At 72.8% G+C, this 17,572-nt stretch carries 16 protein-coding genes; 8 read left to right on the forward strand and 8 right to left on the reverse strand.

All coding sequences use genetic code 11. The annotated features are described in order from the left end of the window. Window positions 1-29 precede the first annotated feature (29 nt). The 3 genes from ACQPYE_RS29860 (at window position 30) to ACQPYE_RS29870 (ending at window position 2,753) form a co-directional block, all read left to right on the forward strand. On the forward strand, window positions 30-968 hold the full coding sequence (locus ACQPYE_RS29860; protein WP_498716145.1) for an ABC transporter ATP-binding protein: 939 nt from the start codon (window positions 30-32) through the stop codon (window positions 966-968). Between the two features lie 65 nt (window positions 969-1,033). Beyond that, a complete protein-coding gene (locus tag ACQPYE_RS29865) occupies window positions 1,034-1,753 on the forward strand; it encodes an ABC transporter permease (protein ID WP_498723010.1) in 720 nt (239 codons plus the stop codon). A gap of 46 nt (window positions 1,754-1,799) precedes the next feature. Continuing rightward, complete coding sequence (locus ACQPYE_RS29870; RefSeq protein WP_498716146.1) at window positions 1,800-2,753, forward strand: COX15/CtaA family protein; 954 nt, start codon at window positions 1,800-1,802, stop codon at window positions 2,751-2,753. Here the strand turns inward: ACQPYE_RS29870 and ACQPYE_RS29875 are convergent. The 4 genes from ACQPYE_RS29875 to ACQPYE_RS29890 all read right to left on the reverse strand — a co-directional run bounded on the left by ACQPYE_RS29875 (window position 2,690) and on the right by ACQPYE_RS29890 (window position 7,008). Next, on the reverse strand, window positions 2,690-3,154 hold the full coding sequence (locus ACQPYE_RS29875) for a GbsR/MarR family transcriptional regulator (protein WP_123746618.1): 465 nt from the start codon (window positions 3,152-3,154) through the stop codon (window positions 2,690-2,692). The genes ACQPYE_RS29870 and ACQPYE_RS29875 overlap by 64 nt on opposite strands. Window positions 3,155-3,312: 158 nt before the next feature. Beyond that, complete coding sequence (locus tag ACQPYE_RS29880) at window positions 3,313-3,840, reverse strand: DUF742 domain-containing protein (RefSeq protein WP_498716148.1); 528 nt, start codon at window positions 3,838-3,840, stop codon at window positions 3,313-3,315. A gap of 7 nt (window positions 3,841-3,847) precedes the next feature. Further along, a complete protein-coding gene (locus ACQPYE_RS29885; RefSeq protein WP_033440767.1) occupies window positions 3,848-4,291 on the reverse strand; it encodes a roadblock/LC7 domain-containing protein in 444 nt (147 codons plus the stop codon). After that, a complete protein-coding gene (locus ACQPYE_RS29890; RefSeq protein ID WP_498716151.1) occupies window positions 4,288-7,008 on the reverse strand; it encodes a sensor histidine kinase in 2,721 nt (906 codons plus the stop codon). The genes ACQPYE_RS29885 and ACQPYE_RS29890 overlap by 4 nt, the downstream gene beginning before the upstream one ends. A gap of 329 nt (window positions 7,009-7,337) precedes the next feature. Between ACQPYE_RS29890 and ACQPYE_RS29895 the strand changes: the two genes are divergently transcribed. From ACQPYE_RS29895 to ACQPYE_RS29905, 3 genes are all read left to right on the forward strand, one after another. Further along, the gene (locus tag ACQPYE_RS29895) at window positions 7,338-7,754 is read left to right on the forward strand and encodes a DUF485 domain-containing protein (protein ID WP_498716158.1); all 417 of its coding nucleotides are present in this window, start codon (window positions 7,338-7,340) and stop codon (window positions 7,752-7,754) included. Next, complete coding sequence (locus tag ACQPYE_RS29900; RefSeq protein WP_498716160.1) at window positions 7,754-9,328, forward strand: monocarboxylic acid transporter; 1,575 nt, start codon at window positions 7,754-7,756, stop codon at window positions 9,326-9,328. The genes ACQPYE_RS29895 and ACQPYE_RS29900 overlap by 1 nt, the downstream gene beginning before the upstream one ends. A 66-nt stretch (window positions 9,329-9,394) precedes the next feature. After that, window positions 9,395-11,899 carry a tetratricopeptide repeat protein gene (locus tag ACQPYE_RS29905; RefSeq protein ID WP_498716161.1) on the forward strand — a complete coding sequence of 835 codons (2,505 nt, stop codon included), beginning with the start codon at window positions 9,395-9,397 and terminating at the stop codon, window positions 11,897-11,899. Here ACQPYE_RS29905 and ACQPYE_RS29910 read toward each other — a convergent pair. The 3 genes from ACQPYE_RS29910 to ACQPYE_RS29920 are packed head-to-tail and all read right to left on the reverse strand — an operon-like array spanning window position 11,896 to window position 13,892. Continuing rightward, window positions 11,896-12,747, reverse strand: a complete 852-nt coding sequence (locus ACQPYE_RS29910; RefSeq protein WP_498716162.1) for an ATP-grasp domain-containing protein — start codon at window positions 12,745-12,747, stop codon at window positions 11,896-11,898. The genes ACQPYE_RS29905 and ACQPYE_RS29910 overlap by 4 nt on opposite strands. After that, window positions 12,744-13,031 carry a hypothetical protein gene (locus ACQPYE_RS29915; RefSeq protein WP_498716164.1) on the reverse strand — a complete coding sequence of 96 codons (288 nt, stop codon included), beginning with the start codon at window positions 13,029-13,031 and terminating at the stop codon, window positions 12,744-12,746. Before ACQPYE_RS29915 ends, ACQPYE_RS29910 begins: the two co-directional genes overlap by 4 nt. A gap of 60 nt (window positions 13,032-13,091) precedes the next feature. Further along, window positions 13,092-13,892 carry a nucleotidyltransferase domain-containing protein gene (locus ACQPYE_RS29920; RefSeq protein WP_498716165.1) on the reverse strand — a complete coding sequence of 267 codons (801 nt, stop codon included), beginning with the start codon at window positions 13,890-13,892 and terminating at the stop codon, window positions 13,092-13,094. 109 nt (window positions 13,893-14,001) lie between these two features. Between ACQPYE_RS29920 and ACQPYE_RS29925 the strand changes: the two genes are divergently transcribed. Beyond that, entirely contained in the window at window positions 14,002-15,624 is a 1,623-nt protein-coding gene (locus ACQPYE_RS29925) for a DUF885 domain-containing protein (RefSeq protein ID WP_498716166.1), read from the forward strand. 94 nt (window positions 15,625-15,718) lie between these two features. After that, window positions 15,719-16,690 (forward strand): quinone oxidoreductase family protein, encoded by a 972-nt coding sequence (locus ACQPYE_RS29930; protein ID WP_498716168.1) that lies wholly within the window; start codon window positions 15,719-15,721, stop codon window positions 16,688-16,690. Window positions 16,691-16,820: 130 nt separating this feature from the next. Here ACQPYE_RS29930 and ACQPYE_RS29935 read toward each other — a convergent pair whose 3' ends face one another. After that, window positions 16,821-17,408, reverse strand: a complete 588-nt coding sequence (locus ACQPYE_RS29935) for an FKBP-type peptidyl-prolyl cis-trans isomerase (RefSeq protein ID WP_498716170.1) — start codon at window positions 17,406-17,408, stop codon at window positions 16,821-16,823. Between the last annotated feature and the right edge of the window lie 164 nt (window positions 17,409-17,572).

Consider the following 17,572-nt stretch of genomic DNA (forward strand, 5'->3'; position numbering starts at 1 on the left):
GGCACGGCGACGCCCTAGGCTTCCGCGTCGTGAGCCCGCACCCCCAGCACCCTGCCGTGGAAGTGTCGGGGCTGGTCAAGCGCTACGGCTCCACCGTCGCGGTGAACGGACTCGACCTCACCCTGGACACCGGCTCGGTCCTCGCCCTCCTCGGCCCCAACGGCGCCGGGAAGACGACGACCGTCGAGGTGTGCGAGGGGTTCCGGGCGGCCGACGGCGGCGAGGTCCGCGTCCTCGGGCTCGACCCGAAGCGCGACGGCGACCGGCTGCGGCCCCGCATCGGCGTGATGCCGCAGGGCGGCGGCGGCTACCCCGGCGTGCGGGCCGACGAGATGCTGCGCCTGGTGGCCGCCTGCGCCGCCAACCCCCTCGACCCCGCGTGGCTGCTCGACGTGCTCGGGCTGACGTCCTCGGTGCGCACCCCGTACAAGCGGCTGTCCGGTGGGCAGCAGCAACGCCTGTCGCTGGCGTGCGCCCTGGTCGGACGGCCCGAGCTGGTGTTCCTCGACGAGCCGACCGCCGGCATGGACCCCCAGGCCCGCCGCCTGGTGTGGGAGCTGGTGTCGGCGCTGCGCGCGGACGGCGTGAGCGTGCTGCTCACCACCCACCTCATGGACGAGGCCGAGGCCCTCGCCGACCACGTCGTCATCGTCGACGCCGGCCGCGTCGTGGCGCAGGGCAGCCCCGCCGAGCTCACCGAGCACCACGCCGACGACCGGCAGCTCCGCTTCCGCGCCCGACCCGGGCTGGAGCTGACGCTGTTGCGCGACGCCCTCCCGGAAGGCCTCCAGGTGCGTGAAGCCAGCCGGGGCACCTACCTGGTGCACGGCACCATCGACCCGCAGGTCCTCTCCACGGTCACCTCGTGGTGCGCTCAGCAGGGCGTGCTGGCCGAGGAGCTGACCGTGGCCAGGCGCAGCCTGGAGGACGTGTTCCTGGAGCTGACCGGCAGGGAGCTGCGATCGTGACGGAACCACCGACCTTCGCGGCGGGCACGTTCACGCCCGCGCCCGGACGCGGGAAGCTCGGGCGGATGCTGTTCGCCCAGGCCCGCACCGAGACCCTGCTCACCCTGCGCAACGGTGAGCAGATCCTGCTGACCGTGCTCATCCCGGCGGCGCTGCTGGTCGCGATGAGCCTCATGGACGTCATCCCGGTGCCCGAACCGCGGGTCGGCTCGGCCACCGCGCGCATCCTCGCGCTGGCCGTGATCTCGTCCGCGTTCACCGGGCAGGCGATCGCGCTGGGCTTCGACCGGCGCTACGGCGTGCTCAAGCGGCTCGCGGCGACCGCGCTGCCCCGCTGGCTGCTCGTCGCCGGGCGGGTCGTCTCGGCCCTGGCCGTGGTCGCCGTGCAGGTCGTGATCATCGCCGTGATCGCGCTGCTGCTGGGCTGGCGGCTGCCGTCCGCGACCGGCCTGCTGTGGGCGGCCGTGCTGATCGTGCTCGGCACGTTGTCGTTCGGCGCGCTCGGCGTGCTGCTCGGCGGCGCGCTGCGGGCGGAGATCGTGCTCGCGCTGGCCAACATCGTGTGGTTCGCGCTGCTGCTCATCGGCGGCGTCGCGCTCGGCGTGGACACCCTGCCGACGTGGCTGGCGACCGTCGTGGACGCGCTGCCGTCCGCTGCGCTCGCGCTCGCGCTGCACGACGCCGTGGTCGACGGGACCGCGCCGGCGCCGGGGCACGTCGCCGTGCTGGTGGTCTGGGGCGTGGCCGCGGGCGCGCTGGCGATGAGGACCACGAAGCTCGGGTGACACCCCCGGACGGCGGTTCTCAGCCGGTGGTACCTACCATCGGGTCGTGTCCGTCCCATCCTGGTTCACCACCTTCCTGAGCACGTTCCAGCGCGCGTTCGCCATCGCCGTCGTGATCGCCCAAGGCGGCATCGCGGTCACCGGGTCGATCGTGCGGGTGACCGGGTCGGGCCTCGGCTGCCCCACTTGGCCGCAGTGCTTCGAGGGCAGCCTCGTGCCGGTCGAGCACCCCGAGGTGGCGTCGCTGCACCAGTGGGTCGAGTTCGGCAACCGCACGCTGACCGGTGTGGTCGGCGTCATCGCCGGGCTGTGCGTGCTGGCGGCGTGGTTCAACCGGCCTCGGCGCAAGCGGGTCGTGGTGCTGGCGCTGGTGCAGTTCGGCGGCGTCGTGGTGCAGGCCGTGATCGGCGGGTTCACCGTGCTCACCGGCCTGCTGTGGTGGACGGTGAGCGTGCACTTCCTGGTGTCGATGGCGCTGGTCTGGTTCGCCGTGCTGCTGGTCGCGGCGCTGGGCGAGGGTGACGAGCCGGCCCGGCCGCTCGTGCCGCGGCCGTTGCTGGCGTTGCAGGGCGTGCAGGCGGTCGTGCTCGGGCTGCTGCTGCTGGCCGGCACGTTCGTCACCGCCGCCGGGCCGCACGCGGGCGACGCGGCGACCCCTCGCCTGGACGTGTCGGTGGACACGCTGTCCCAGCTGCACGCCGACCTGCTGTTCCTGTTCCTCGGCATGGTGATCGCGCTGGGCTTCGCGCTGCGCGGCCACCCCGTGCCCCGGCGGCCGTACTACGTGCTCGTGGCCGTGGTGCTGTCGCAGGGCGCGCTGGGCATGGTCCAGTACTGGACCGGCGTGCCCGAGGTGCTGGTCTCGCTGCACGTGCTGGGTGCCGGCGCGGTCGTCGTCGCCACCGCCGCCCTGTGGGTGTCGACCCGCGAACGGCCTCAGCGCGAGGACGAGGGCCTGCGGTCCCAGACGGCGGGCAGTTCCGTCGCCAGCCACGTGTAGAGGTCGTCCACGGTCCGCAGCCGCACGGCGCGTTCCGGGTCGCCGCTCATCAGCCGCATCCCGGCCTCGGTCAGCTCGCGCACGCTCACCATGGCGTCCAGCTTGCGCTGGATCAGGTCGACCCACCGCTTCTCGTTGATCCGGTACTGCGCCGCCTGCCTGCCGCGCCGCGTCCGCTTCGTCACCAGACCGGCGTTGACCAGGAACTTCAGGTTCGTGCTGATCGAGCCGCTGCTGGCCTCCAGCTCCTGGGACAGCTCGGCGGCGGTCCGTTCCGTCGGCTGGCACACCAGCAGGTAGCCGAGGATGCGGCCCCCGATCAGCGGGATGCCCTCCTCGGCGAAGTGCGCGGCGAACCGCTCGATCCACGCCGACAGCCGTGTTTCCCGTCCGACGCTCATCCGACCCCCTCGGCTCGACGACCGGCACTTCGGTCGACACTGAAGCCACGATAGGTCGTGCGCTGATCATCGTGCAAAGGCGGCGCGCCGTGCCGAGCGTTCAACTCGGGTGTTCCGAACGTAGGACTCTCGCGGCGTGAACGTAGGACTCGCGCGTTCTAGAGGCGGCGGAGGCCTGCCAGGACGCGCTCCATCAGGCCCAGGTCCGGCAGTTCGCCGTCGGTGGTGGCGGTGCGGTGGACGTCGATCAGGCCGCGTTCGGCCATGTCGCCGAGCAGCACCTTGGCCACGCCGAGGGGCAGGCGCAGGAGGGCGGCGATCTCCGCCACCGACCGCGGCCTCGTCACCAGGGCGATCACCTCGTGGTACTCGGACTTCATCGCTCCCGGGTAGTCCCAGTCCACCGCCGACACCAGCGTCTCGATCTCCAGCTGGAACGACGACGTGGTCCGGCCACCGGTCCACGAGTAGGCGCGGACGATCGACGCCGCCTCCTCGCGCGGGTACTCGACGTCGTCCTCGTCGTCGAAGACCGGGCGGTGGGGCTTGGTGTCCCCGGGCCCGGTCCGGTGCTGCTCGGGCTTCGGCTGCTCCTGCTTGCGACGGCGGGAGGAGTCGAGGCTGAACCCGTTGAGCAGGGCGGCGAACGTCTCGTCCGACGCCCCGGTCTCCTCGTTCCGGTCCATGACCACCTCACGCAGAAGGGCGGGCCATCATCCGCTTCGCGCCGTGGAGCTGGGCGCGCAGCTCGGGGGTCAGGAGCTGGCCGACCTGGTCCACGACCACGGTCATCTCGTAGGCGACCTGGCCGACATCGGCGTCCGGTGCGGCCAGCACCGCGAGGCACGAGCCGTCCCTGATGGACATCAGCAGCATGATCCCGTACTGCATCTCGATCACGGAGCGCAACACGCCGCCGCCGTCGAAGCACCTCGCCGCCGACTCGGTCAGGCTCGCCACGCCCGCCGCGATCGCGGCCAACTGGTCGGCCCGGTCGTCGGGCAGCCCGCTGGACGCGGTCAGCAGCAGGCCGTCCACCGAGATCACCACGGCGTGGGCCACCCCGGGCACGCGATCGGCGAAGTTGCCCACCAGCCAGCCGAACTGGTCGACCTGTCGCGACTTCTGCGTGCTCATCCGTTCTCCTGCCCCGCTCGATTCTCACCGGAACCCCGCACACCTTGCCGGATCCCGGTCTGGTAGCTGGCGAGGAAGCCGCGTGTCGCCTGCGGATCCCTCCGTACGGGTGCCACCCCGTCGGGCGCACTCGGCCGTTCGGCCACCAGGTTGGTCCGCGGCTGCCTCTTGGGCAGTTCCGCCGGAATGTCGTGGTCGGGCTTGTCGTTCACGGGCGCCTCCCCGCGCGCGTGGATGTCCGCGGCCCGGTGCCGCGCCGGTTCCGCCGGTCCGGTGCGCGCCGGTCCGACGGGCGCCGGTCCGGTCGGCGCGGGTCCGGAAGGCGCCGGTGCGCCGCCGAACCAGGTCGAGGCCGTCCGCCGCGGCGCGGACGCCGACGTGGCGGGCGGTGTGGTGCCGGGCGGTGTCGTGCCGGGTGGTGTGGCGGTGGGCGGCGCGGGGGCCGACGGTGTGGCGTGCTGCTCGTCGACGGTGCGCCCCCGGAAGGGCGTCCACCCGTCGTCCTTCAGCGGCGCGGCGGGCGGCAGGACCGGTTGCGGCAGGACCGGCGGTGGCACGGCGGCACGCGGCAGAGCAGGTTGCGGCCCGGTCGACGGAGACGGCGAACCCGCGGCACGCGGCAGCGCGGGCTGAGGGCCGGTGGAGTAGGGCTGGGTGCCGGCGGTGCGTGGCAGGGCGGGTTGCGGACCGGTGGAGTAGGGCTGGGCGCCGGCGGTGCGGAGAGCCGGCTGCGGGATGGACGGCGACGGGATGGACGGCTGCGCGGCCGGCACGCGGGCCGGCGTCGGGCCGGTGGCGCGGACCAGCTCGGCGGGCAGCGCCACGACCGCGCGCAGCCCGTCGCCCTGCTCGCGCAGCGACACGTCGATGCCGTGCCGCCCGGCGAGCCTGCCGACCACGTACAGGCCGAGCTGGCGCGACACGGGCAGCTCGCCGGAGTCCTCCGAGGCGGCCAGCGCGATCCGGCGGTTGGCCTGCGCCAGGTCCTCCTCCGACATGCCGACGCCGAGGTCGACCACGTCGACGAACACGCCGCCGCCCGGCCGGGCCCGGCCGCCGACGACCACCTGGGTGCGCGGCGGCGAGAACGCGGTGGCGTTGTCCAGCAGCTCGGCGACCAGCCGGACCAGGTCGCCCGCGGCGTAGCCGACGACCTCGACCGACGGCGTGGCCTGCACGACGACCCGCTGGTACTGCTCGATCTCGGACGCGGCGGCGCGCAGCACGTCGCCCAGCGGCACCGGCCGGGTGAAGCGGCGGGCCACGTCGCTGCCGGAGAGCACCATCAGGTTCTCGTTGTTGCGGCGCATCCGGGTGGCGAGGTTGTCCAGCTTGAACAGGTTCGCCAGCTGCTCGGGGTTCTCCTCCTGCCGCTCCAGCTCCTCCATGAGCTTGAGCTGCCGCTCCACCAGGCCCTGGCTGCGGCGGGACAGGTTGATGAACGCGTTGCGCATGCCGGTGCGCAGGTCGGCCTGCTCGGCGGCGGAGCTGACCGCCTGCCGGTGCACCGCGTCGAACGCGCGCGCCAGCTGGCCGAACTCCTCCCTGGTGTGCACGGGCACCGGCGTCACGCTCACGTCGTGCGCGGCGTTCTCCCGCAGCTGCGCCACCAGGGTGGGCAGGCGGTGCTCGGCGACGTCCAGCGCGGCGGTGCGCAGCGCGCGCAGGGAGCGCAGCAGGTAGCTGCCGACGACGTAGCCGACCGCGGCGGCGGCGAACATCGAGGCGAGCAGGATCACCGACGCCGCGCCCGCCCGGTCGCTGGTGGAGTCCTGCAACCGGCTCGCGGCGGCGGTCAGCTGGCCCTCCAGCGACCGCAGCACGATGCCGAGCTGCCGGAGGGTGGCCTCCGAGCCGAGGTTCCAGGCGTCGGCCTTGACGAACAGCTCCACCGCGGTGGAGTTGGTGCGGATCTGCTGGAACAGGCTGTTGCGGAGGTCGACGTCCGGGCCCGCCACGGTGCTGCGGTAGTCGGCCTGCTGCTGCGGCGTGGCGACGGCGGAGAAGTCGGCCAGCTTGTCCTGCTGGCGGGTGTAGGACTGCTCCAGCGCGGTGACCTCGGAGTCGAGCAGCCGGACGCGGCTGATGCCCGCCTGCACCGTCGCGTGCTGCCAGGACACCTGCTCACCGGCCATGGCGAGGTTGTGCAGCGCGGTCGCGGTGCCGGACAGCGCCGGGTCGCCGAAGTCGCCGACCATGGCCTGGTCGAAGTCGAGCAGGGCGCGCAGCACCACGGTGTAGCCGCCGATGCCGCCTTCCAGGTCGACGCTGCCCGACACCACCCGTTCGCGCAGCTGGGGCAGGCCGTCGAGCTGGACGACCACGTCGCGGAACCGGGCGTTGGCGACCTCGCCGAGGGTCGTGGTGCGCTCCATCAGGTTCCGCACGCCGGCGGTGGCGTTGTCGGTGGCGCGGGTCAGCTCCCGGAACTCGGCCTCGGGCACGCCCGTCCCCTCGGTCCGCTGCGCCGACCGCGCGCGTTCCGCCTGCACGCCCGCGATCAGCGGGTCGATGCCGGCACGCAGCGTGACGATGCGCTGCATCGAAGAGTAGGTGTCGGCGCTCTTGACGTACCCGCGGATCTGCACCACGCCCGCGCCGACGGCGACGAGCACGGGCACCGCCAGCACGGCGGCGAGCTTGACCGGCAGACGCCAATTCCGCCAGTCCGCGACGGCGCTCCACCACTGCCCGCGCGCGTTGTTGTCGCCAGTCACCAGACAAGCCCCGGAAAGTCCGTAGTTGTTTCGAAGTTGAACGACGTCGACGCATTGATGATCGACGAGCGTGATGTTGCTGGGCGGATAGTAGGTGGTGGACAGGCGTGGGACAACGACCTTGCGGTAGGTCCTCATCCGATCGGCGCAGCGTGACCACCCCGGGCGCCTCGGATGCCAATCGAGACAACGGTCCGGCACCGACTGAGCAGCGGTGACACGACCGTTGGCGGCACGTCGTTGACTGGCGGCGCAGCGCGGTTACGCTGAGCGCTCGCCGGCGGCCGCGCATCCGCGTGCTCGGCGAGGCAAATCCCCGTGGAGGATTGATGACGAAGGCGATCCTGCCTCCGACGGATTCCAGACCCGCTCGCGGCGGGCGCGGCTTCGCCACTTTCGACGACCCCGGGTCTTCCCTGTTGGTCGACGAAGCGGGCGACCCGGACTTCGTCGCGCTACAGGCGAGCGCTGATTTCCGCGAGCTCCGCCGGCGGATAACGATCTTCGTGGTGCCGGCGACGTGCGGGTTCCTGCTGTGGTACCTGGGTTATGTCGCGCTGTCGGCGTACGCGCCCGACTTCATGGGCACGCCGGTGTGGGGCGTGATCAACGTCGGGCTGCTGTTCGGGCTGCTCCAGTTCGCCTCCACCATCGCGCTGACGCTGGGCTACGCCCGCTACGCGCGGCGCACGCTCGACCCGCAGGTCGACGCGGTCCGCGCGCTCACCGCGGAGGACCGGGCCTGATGGGCGGCAACACCACGATCAACCTCGGCGTCTTCGGCGTCTTCGTGCTGATCACCCTCTACATCGTGTACCGGGCGGGCAGCCGCAACGCCACCGCGTCGGACTACTACGCGGCGGGCAGCAGCTTCACCGGGCCGCAGAACGGCATCGCGCTGTCGGGCGACTTCCTGTCCGCCGCGTCGTTCCTCGGCATCTCCGGCAGCATCGCGGTCAACGGCTACGACGGGTTCCTGTACTCGATCGGCTGGGTCGTGTCCTGGCTGCTCGGCCTGATGATCATCGCGGAGCGGCTGCGCAACACCGGCCGGTTCACCCTCGGCGACGTGCTGGCGTTCCGGATGCGGCAACGCCCGGTGCGCGCCGCGGCGGCCAACGTGACCCTGGTGATCTCGCTGTTCTACATGATCGCGCAGATGGCCGGCGCGGGCGCGCTGATGGCGCTGCTGCTGGACGTGCACAGCAAGGTCGGCCAGTCGGTGATCATCGCCGTGGTGGGCATCGTCATGGTGCTGTACGTGCTGGTGGGCGGCATGAAGGGCACCACCTGGGTGCAGATCATCAAGGCCGTTTTCCTGATCATGTGCGTGACGCTGCTGACGGTGTTCCTGCTGGGCAAGTTCGGCTTCAGCCTGTCGGCGATCCTGGAGACGGCGTCGCGGAACACGCCGCTCGGGCCGGAGGTGCTGGAGCCGGGCGTGCGCTACGGCGGCACCCCGACCAGCCGGCTCGACTTCATCTCCCTGGCGCTGGCCCTGGTGCTCGGCACCGCGTCGCTGCCGCACGTGCTGATGCGGTTCTACACCGTGCCGAACGCCCGCGAGGCGCGCCGGTCGGTGGTGTGGGCGACCTGGATGATGGCCACCTTCTACCTGTGCACGCTGGTGATCGGGTTCGGCGCGCTGGCGCTGGTCGGCTCGAAGGAGATCTCGGCCGCGCCCGGCGGCGAGAACTCGGCCGCGCCGCTGCTGGCCTACGAGGTCGGCGGCGCGGTGCTGCTCGGCGTGGTGAGCGCGGTGGCGTTCGCGACGATCCTGGCGGTGGTGGCCGGTCTGACGTTGACGGCGTCGGCGTCGTTCGCGCACGACGTGTACGCGAACGTGATCAAGCGGGGTCAGGCGGACCCGCGGTCGGAGCTCCGGGTCGCCCGGTTGACCGCGGTGGTGGTCGGCCTGCTGGCGATCGTCGGCGGCATCGCGGCCAACGGGCAGAACGTGGCGTTCCTGGTGGCCCTGGCGTTCGCGCTGGCGGCGTCGGCGAACCTGTCCACGATCATCTACTCGATGTTCTGGAAGCGGTTCAACACGCCGGGGACGCTGTGGGCGGTGTACGGCGGGCTGGGGTCGTGCGTCTTCCTGCTCGCCTTCTCCCCCGCCGTGTCCGGCGCGAAGTCCTCGATCTTCCCCGACGTCGACTTCGCCTGGTTCCCGCTGAGCAACCCGGGCCTGGTGTCCATCCCGTTCTCGTTCGTGTGCGGCTACCTCGGCACGGTCCTGAGCAAGGAGAAGGCCGACCCGGTCAAGCAGGCCGAGATGGAGGTCCGGTCGCTGACCGGCATCGGCTCCGGCCTGAAGTAACACCGCGCGCCCGCGCCGGGATATCCCGAACCACAACGGGGTGTCCCGGCGGAGCGGAGCGTGGTGGTGGACGACTTAGAGGTGCGGCAGGCCGCGGTGGCGTCGGGTTCGGCGGACGTCGTCCAGGCCGGCCGCGACATCCACGTCCACCGGCACGCGCCGGCGCCGCAACCGGGACGGGGTTCGGTCGCCGTGCCGTCCGGGCAGCTCGACCACCAGGTGCGCGGCCGGGCTGAGCTGCTGGCCGAGCTGGGCTCGCGGGTGCGCTCCGGCGGCGACGTGGTGGTCCTGCAGGGCGCGGGCGGCAACGGCAAGACGACCTTGGCGCTGGCGCTGGCCGAACAGGTCCGCGGCCAGGCCGAGGTCTGGTGGGTCGACGCCACCAGCGCCGCCGCGGTCGGCGAAGGGCTGCGTGAGGTCGCGCTGCGGGCGGGCGCGAACGCGGAGGCCGTCCGCGCGGCGTGGTCCGGTGAGATGTCGGCGCCCGACCTGCTGTGGCGGGAACTCGACCGGGTCGCTTCGCCGTGGTTGCTGGTGCTGGACAACGCCGACGACCCGGGGGTGCTGGGCGCGGCGGCCGAGGGCCGCGGGTGGCTGCGGCGCCCCGGTCCCGGGCGGACCGTGCTGGTCACGAGCCGGGACGGCGGGACCGCGACGTGGGGCAGGCGTGCGGTGCTGTTGCCGGTGCGGCAGTTGGCCGACGACGACGGCGCGGCGGTGTTGCTCGACCTCGCGCCGGACGCGGGCACGGCCGCCGAGGCGCGGGCCCTGACCGCGCAGCTGGGTGGCTCGCCGCTGGCGCTGCGACTGGCGGGCACCTACCTGGAGTCGACCGCGCGCAGCCCCGCGTTGCCGGGTTTGTCCGTGCCGCGTGGTTTCCGCGAGTACTCCGCGGCCCTGGCCGCCCGGTTCGTCGAGTTGACCGAGGCGGTGAGCGTGGGGTCGCGGCACGAGCGGCAGGTGCTCAGCCGCACCTGGGAGCTGTCACTGGACCTGCTCGCCGAACGCGGGCACCCGTTCGCCCGGCCGTTGCTCAGGTTCCTGTCCACGCTGGCCGCCGCGCCGGTGCCGTACGCGTTGCTCGACGCGACACGCCTGGCCGGATCTCCGGTGTTCGCGGGGCTCACGCCGCAGCGGCTGGCGGACACCCTCAGCGCGCTGCTGGGCATCGGGTTGGCCGACCAGAGCCCGGACGCGATCGTGCTCCACCCGCTGTTGCGGGAGATCAACCGGCACCAGGCCGACGCGCTGGACCACGCGGCGCAGTACCGGTCGGCCCGGCTGTCCGTGCTGGACGGCGCGACAGAGGGCCTCGACCCGGATGACGTGAGCAGGTGGCCGCGCTGGCGCATGTTGTTGCCCCATTGCGCGGCCGAGCACGAGCACGACGAGGTAGGAGCACGCGTGCACCAGCGCGCGGGACTGTTCGCCCGGACCGCCGGCCAGTACGTGCTGTGTGAAGAGCTGCACCTCCTGGCGCACAAAGTCACCTCGCGGTTGTTCGGCCCGACCCACCCGGCCACCCTTGACGCGAGACACGGCGTCGCCGGGGCGCTGCACCGGCGTTCGGCGGTGGTCAAAGCGGAACAGGAGTACCGGGAGGTGCTGGCTGCCCGGACCGAGGTGCTCGGCGCCGGCCACCCGAAGACGCTCACCACCCAGCACGACCTCGCGATGGTGGTGGACCGGAGGGGAGACCACACCTCTGCGATGACGCTGTACCAAGAGGTGCTGGCGACCCGCACGGCGGTGCTGGGTCCGGAGCACCCCGAGACACTGCGCACCCGTCACCGACTAGCCGGCACGCTGCGCGCCCTTGGCCGGCTGGACGATGCGTCCGCCGAGTACCGCGAAGTGCTGACCGCCCGCACTCGTCTCTTTGGGCCCGAGCACCGCGACACCTTGGAAACCCGGCACAACGCCAACGGCATCCTCCTCGACCGAGGTGACTTCGAGAGGGCGGTGACCGAGTACGAGGCCGTGCTCGCTGCTCGCCGCCACGCGCTCGGTGCCGACCACCCGGACACCCTCATCGCCTGGCAGAACCTCGCCCATGCCCGAGGACTGAGCGGAGACCTGGAATCCTCGGAAGCCGAGCACCGCGAAGTGGTCTTGGCACGCACCAGGGTGCAGGGCGCGGAGCACGGCGGCACTTTGATCAGCCGGAACAATCTGGCGCGAGTGCTGCGCGACATGGGCCGAATCGAGGACGCGGAAGCCGAGTACAGGGAGGTGCTGGCGATCCGCCAACGGGTTCTCGACGCCGACCACCCGTCCACGCTGATCACCCGGCGACACCTGGTGCAGGTCATGGCTGCCACAGGGCGGGGCACCGAAGCCGTGGCGGCGTGCCGCGACCTGGTGGTCACCGCGGTCCGGGTGTGGGGACCGGAGCAACTCGGCACTCTCAGGACGCGTGCGACGCTGGCCGCCGCGCTGCTCGCCGGGGGCCGGCGGGCCGAAGCGGAGGCGGAGTACCGGGACGTCCTCGCGGTCGCGCGCGAGCGGTTCAGCGCGGGCCACCCGGTGATCGCCGAACTGGAGGAGGCGCTGGCGCGGCTGCCCGACTAGCGCCGGGCGAGGGCCGCGCGGACCGCGGAGGCGAAGCGGAGCGGGGCGGTGGTGTCGGTGTGGCGGAAGCCCAGGGAGGGTTCGACCAGTTCGAGTTCCAGCAGCAGCGGCGCGTGGTCGGGGCCCGGGATCAGGTCCACCCGCGCGTAGAGGAAGTCGGGGCGGCGCAGGCCGGTCAGCGTGGCGGCGGCGTCCAGGACGTCCTCGGCGACCCGGCGTTGCGCGGGTGACGGCGTCGCGCCGGTCAGGCGTTCCACGATGTACAGCCCGGACTCGTCGTACTCCGCGTCCGGGGTGAGCATGGCGCCCTTGGTGAACGCGTGCGAGTACTGGCCGCCCAGGAAGACCATCGCGGTCTCGCCGACGGAGTCCACGTGCGACTGGTACGGCTGCACGAGCGCGGGCACGCCGAGGGCGGCCAGGTGCGCGGCGGCCGTCGCGTGGTCGCCGGCCGCGACGCGCAGCGCTCCCCGCGACCCCGCGCCGACGGTCGGCTTCACCACGAACTCGCCGTCCGGCCAGTCGGCGAAGCCCGGCCCGGCCACCGCCGTCGGCACGACCGGCACGCCGTGGCGCGCCAGGTCGACCAGGTAGGTCTTGTCGGTGTTCCACCGCACCACGGACGCCGGGTTCGCCAGCGCGGGCTCGGCGTCGCACCACGCCAGGAACTCCGGCAGCCGCTCGGGGTAGTCCCAGGTGGACCGCAGCACGACCAGGTCGGCCGACGCCGGCGTGCCCCACGCCGCCCACGACGCGTGCACGCCGACGTCGGCGAGGGCCTCCACCAGGGCGTCGTCGTCGCCGTCGCCGGCGGGCAGCGCGTCGCAGGTCGCGAAGACGACCTTCACCGGCCGGCCATCTTCCGCCGGTGCGCCGGTCCGATCTTCACCGCGGCCGTCGTCTCCCGATCCCACTCGTGCCGCTCCAGGTCGGGGACGGCCTCGACCAGCGCCTCCGCCGACGCCACGTCCGGCAGCACCACGTCGCCCATGGCGCCGTCGTCGCCGACCAGCACGACCCGCGCGCCGGCCCGCCCGACGTTCTCCACGACCGCCCGGGCGGGCTTGCCGTGCGCGGCCACGAACGCCGTCGCCGTCTTCACCGCGCGCCCGATCTTCTTGTCCTCTGCCACGTCGGCCAGACTAGAACCTGTCGGTAACTTCCGCGCACGTGACCGCACTCACGACCTCGGTCAGGACGACGACCACACCGTCGACCACACCGACTCGTACGCCTCCACCAGCCACTTGTCGGCCCGCGCGTGGTCGGGCCGCTCGGGCAGCGCGGAATCCGCGGTCAGCTCCTCCAACCGCGCCTCCAACGACTCGGCCGCGTCCATCGCCTCCTGCCGGGTGTGCCGGCCCTGCCGCAGGTCGCGGATCCAGGTCAGCCACGGCTCCGGCATCGGCAGCGTGATCCGGCCGGTCTCCAGCAGCTCGACGCCCTGGACGCCCAACCGCACCATGTGCGCCGCGAACTTCGTGTCGTAGCCGTGCCGCGCCACCAGTTCGGGCCGGTTGACGCGCCTGGCCACCGTGCCCTCGACCATGCGCCGGCGCTGGCTGTGCAGGTAGCCGATGAACCGCCGCCCCGCCAGCCGGGACACGATCATGTCCGCGTTGTCGCGCAGGTCACGCCCCAGGTCGGTGACGGAGACGATCTCGTGCTCGGGCGCGAACAGCGGCAGCAGCACGGTCGGGTTGCCCTGCAACGCCAGGCGCAGCCACTTGCGCAACGAGTAGACGACCAGGTCCAGGTCACCCGCGGCGGACGGCGTGTTCAGCACGCCCGTGCGCTCCTCGGCGCTGCGGTGGATGTACTGCTCGAAGCGGCGCAGCCCGATCACGAACTCCGGCGGCTCGACGCACACACCCATCTCGTCGCGGTCGTCGGTGCCCTCGATGGCGGTCCCGTGCACGCCCGAACCCACCTGCGTGCGCAGGATCGTGGCGCGTCGGGCGATCTCGGCGAATTCCGGGTTGTTGTGCTTCACGGCCGTTCTCCCTCTGGCGGACGAGGAGAACCTAGAGCGCCGACGGGCGGAGGCCCAGGGAATTTCCGCCGGCTCCCGGACCTCGCGGTCGCGAGGTAGCTTGCGGGTCGTGACCGATACCCCGCACCTCACCCACCTGGTCGAACAGTTCCTCGCGTGGCACTTCGACCGCAACCCGGGCAACGCCGCGATGCTCGGCTCGCTCGCCCACGACCACACCCTCGGCGACTTCAGCGCGGACGCGTTCACCGAGTACGAGCGCGGCGCGGACGCGTGGCTCGACCGGTTCGCCGCGGTCGAGGCCGACGACCTCCAGGGCTCGGTGGACCGCGACCTCGTCGTCGCCGTGCTGCGCGGTGTGCGGGCGAAGGCGACGTGGCCGGCGTGGCGGCGCGACCCGTCCGTGTACACCTCCGCGGTGCTGTACCCGTTGTTCAGCGCGTTCCTCAACCGGTTGCGGCCGGAGCCGGAGCTGGTGGCGAGCGTGGTGCGGCGGCTCGCCGAGGTGCCCGCCGTGCTGGCCGCGTGCCGGGCGAACCTGGACCCGGGGCTGGCCGCGCCGAAGATCGTCGAGCGGGCCGCCGACCAGGCCCGCACCGGCCGGGCGTTCCTGACCGCCACGCTGCCCGCCGAGGTGTCCGACCCGGTGCTGCGGGCACGGCTGGCCGAGGCCGCCGAACCGGCCGCGCGGGCGTTCGACGAGCTGGCGGCGTTCCTGGACGGGTTCGCCCACCGGGCCGAGGGCGACTGGCGGATGGGCGAAGGGCTCTACTCGACGCTGCTGCGCGAGCAGGAGGTGCTGGGGTACGGCGCGGCGGAGCTGCACGAGCGGGGCAAGGCCGCCTACGCCGAGCTGGACGCCGAGATGCGCGCGCTGGCCGGGTCGGACGACTGGCACGCGGTGATGGCGTCGTTCCAGGACGACCACCCGCCGACGCCGGAGGCGATGCGCGACGAGTACGAGGCGGAGACCCGGCGGGCGCGGGCGTTCCTGGTCGAGCACGGCCTGGTGACGTTCGCCGAGGGCGAGGAGTGCCGGGTGGTGCCGTCGCCCACGTTCCAGCGCCCGGTCCTGTCGGTGGCGTCCTACATGTCGCCGCCGCCGCTGACCGACCAGCGGACCGGCCACTTCTTCGTGCCGTTCCCGCCGGACGGGTTCACCGCCGAGCAGACCACCCAGCGGCTGCGCACGAACTCCCGCGCCCAGCTGGCCACGATCGCGGTGCACGAGGCGTACCCCGGCCACCACTGGCACCTGTCGTGGCTGGCCGCGCAGGACCGGCCGGTGCGCAAGGTGTTCCGCACGCCGTACTTCTCCGAGGGCTGGGCGCTGTACGCGGAGAAGCTGCTGCGCGAGCACGGCTACTTCACCGCCGAGGTCGTCGGCGACGCGGCCAAGGCGCGGGCGCAGGAGTTGGCGCACGTCGAAGCGCGCTTGTTCCGCGCGGCGCGGATGATCGTGGACACCGCGCTGCACTGCGGCGAGATGACGGTCGAGGAGGCCGAGGTGTTCATGAGCACGAAGGCGTCGCTCACGCCGGGGACGGCGGCCGGCGAGGTCAGCCGGTACTGCGCCTGGCCGACGCAGGCGCCGTCGTACCTGACCGGCGCGTTGGAGATCGAGCGCATCCGGGCCGAGCACACCGGGTCGTTGCGCGAGTTCCACGACACCATCGCGGGCGCGGGCGCGTTGCCGCTCGGGCTGGCGCGCAAGGTCGCTCTCGGCAGGTGAGACGAGCCGGGAGCGGCGACCCGACGCGGAACAGGCCGGCCGCCGCGGCGGTTGGCGTACTGACGTACGGACAGAGCGACCAGGAGGACGACAGATGCCCAAGGCAGTGGTGGTGCGCGCGACCGGCGGGCCGGAAGCGCTGGAGTTCACCGACGTCGAGGCGAAGACGCCCGGCGCGGGCGAGCTGCTGGTGGACGTGGCCGCCGCCGGGGTGAACTTCATCGACTGCTACCACCGCGAGGGCCGCTACCCGCTGGCCCTGCCGTTCGGTCCGGGGCAGGAGGGCGTCGGCCGGGTGAGCGCGGTCGGCCCGGACGTCACCGGCTTCACCGTGGGCGACCGGGTGGCCTGGGCGCAGACCATCGGCAGCTACGCGGAGCAGACCGTGGTGCCGGCCGAGGACGCGGTGCCGGTGCCCGAGGGCGTGGACGACGACACAGCGGGCGCGTTGCTGCTCCAGGGCTTGACCGCGCACTACCTGGTCGCGTCCACGTACCCGGCGCAGAAGGGTGACACGGTGCTCGTGCACGCCGCCGCCGGCGGTGTGGGGCTGCTGCTGGTGCAGTTGGCCAAGGCACGGGGCGCGCGGGTGATCGGCACGGTGTCCACCGAGGAGAAGGAGGCGTTGGCGCGCGAGGCCGGCGCCGACGAGGTGATCAGGTACGACCGGGTGGACTTCGTGCCCGAGGTGCGGCGGCTGACCGACGGCGCGGGCGTCGCGGCCGTGTACGACGGCGTCGGCAAGACGACGTTCGACGGGAGCCTGGCCAGCCTGAAGCCGCGCGGCACGCTGGCGCTGTTCGGCGCGTCCAGCGGGGCGGTGCCGCCGTTCGACCCGCTGCGGCTCAACCACGCGGGTTCGGTGTTCCTGACCCGGCCGTCGCTGGGCGCGCACCTGGCCACCCCCGAGGAGCGGCGGTGGCGGACCGGCGAGCTGTTCGCCGCCGTGCTGGACGGTTCGCTGAAGGTGCGGATCGGCGGGCGCTACCCGCTGGCCGAGGCACGGCGGGCGCACGAGGACCTGGAGGCCCGCCGCTCCACCGGCAAGCTGCTGCTCCTGCCCTGACGCTGCTCCTGCCCCGACCCCGACGAGCACCGACAGGGACCGATGAGCGCAGACGGGCGCCGGCCCGGACGCGCGGAAGGGCGGCCCCGGCACGGGACCGCCCTTCCGCCACGCTCTCCCGGCGGTCGGCTCAGCCCGTGACCTTGACCGCGTCGACCACGAAGATCAGCGTCTCGCCGGGCTGGATGTCGCCCTTGCCGTTCGGGTAACCCTTGTCCGACGGCACGACGAGCAGCCGGCGACCGCCCTCCTTGAGCCCGATCAGGCCCTCGTTCCAGCCCTGGATCACGCTGGCCTGGCCGATGTTCGTCAGCTCGAACGGCTCGCCGCCGTCCCAGGACGCCTCACGGGTCCGCTGGTCGCGGAACGTCGCCAGCACGTAGTGCAGCTGGGCGCTGGAGCCGGGCTTGATCTCCGCGCCGACGCCCTCGGTCAGGTCCTCGACCACCAGACCGTCCTGCGGCGTGCAGCCGGTCGGGACGGTGATCGTCGGCTTCTCCCCCGCCGCGCCGGTCACCTGGTACTGCGCCACCTCGCACGGCGGACCGCTCGGCTCGGGCAGGTCGGCCTCGGTGGGCCGCGCCTCCGGCTGGTCGGCGGTCGCGGACGGGGTGGTGGTCAGGGTGGACGGCCGGTCGCTAGCGGTGCACGCGGTCAGCGCCAGACCGGCGGACAACAAGGAGACGAGGGCCAGGGCCGTACGGCCGACAGTACGCATGGTTGCCGAGCTTAGGGTTCACCCCCGCGTGGCGCGTCGCGACCCCACCGGCAGGCCCAACGCCGATCACGGTGCGCTGCTGTCGATCTACGAAACAATCCGCAAATGTGCCACTAATTACCGCTTCCGCCGTTGCTCGCGCGCGCGTACAGTAACTGCGCGCA

Origin of the sequence: Actinosynnema sp. CA-299493, from assembly GCF_050946825.1 — a bacterium.
Taxonomy (GTDB): domain Bacteria; phylum Actinomycetota; class Actinomycetes; order Mycobacteriales; family Pseudonocardiaceae; genus Actinosynnema.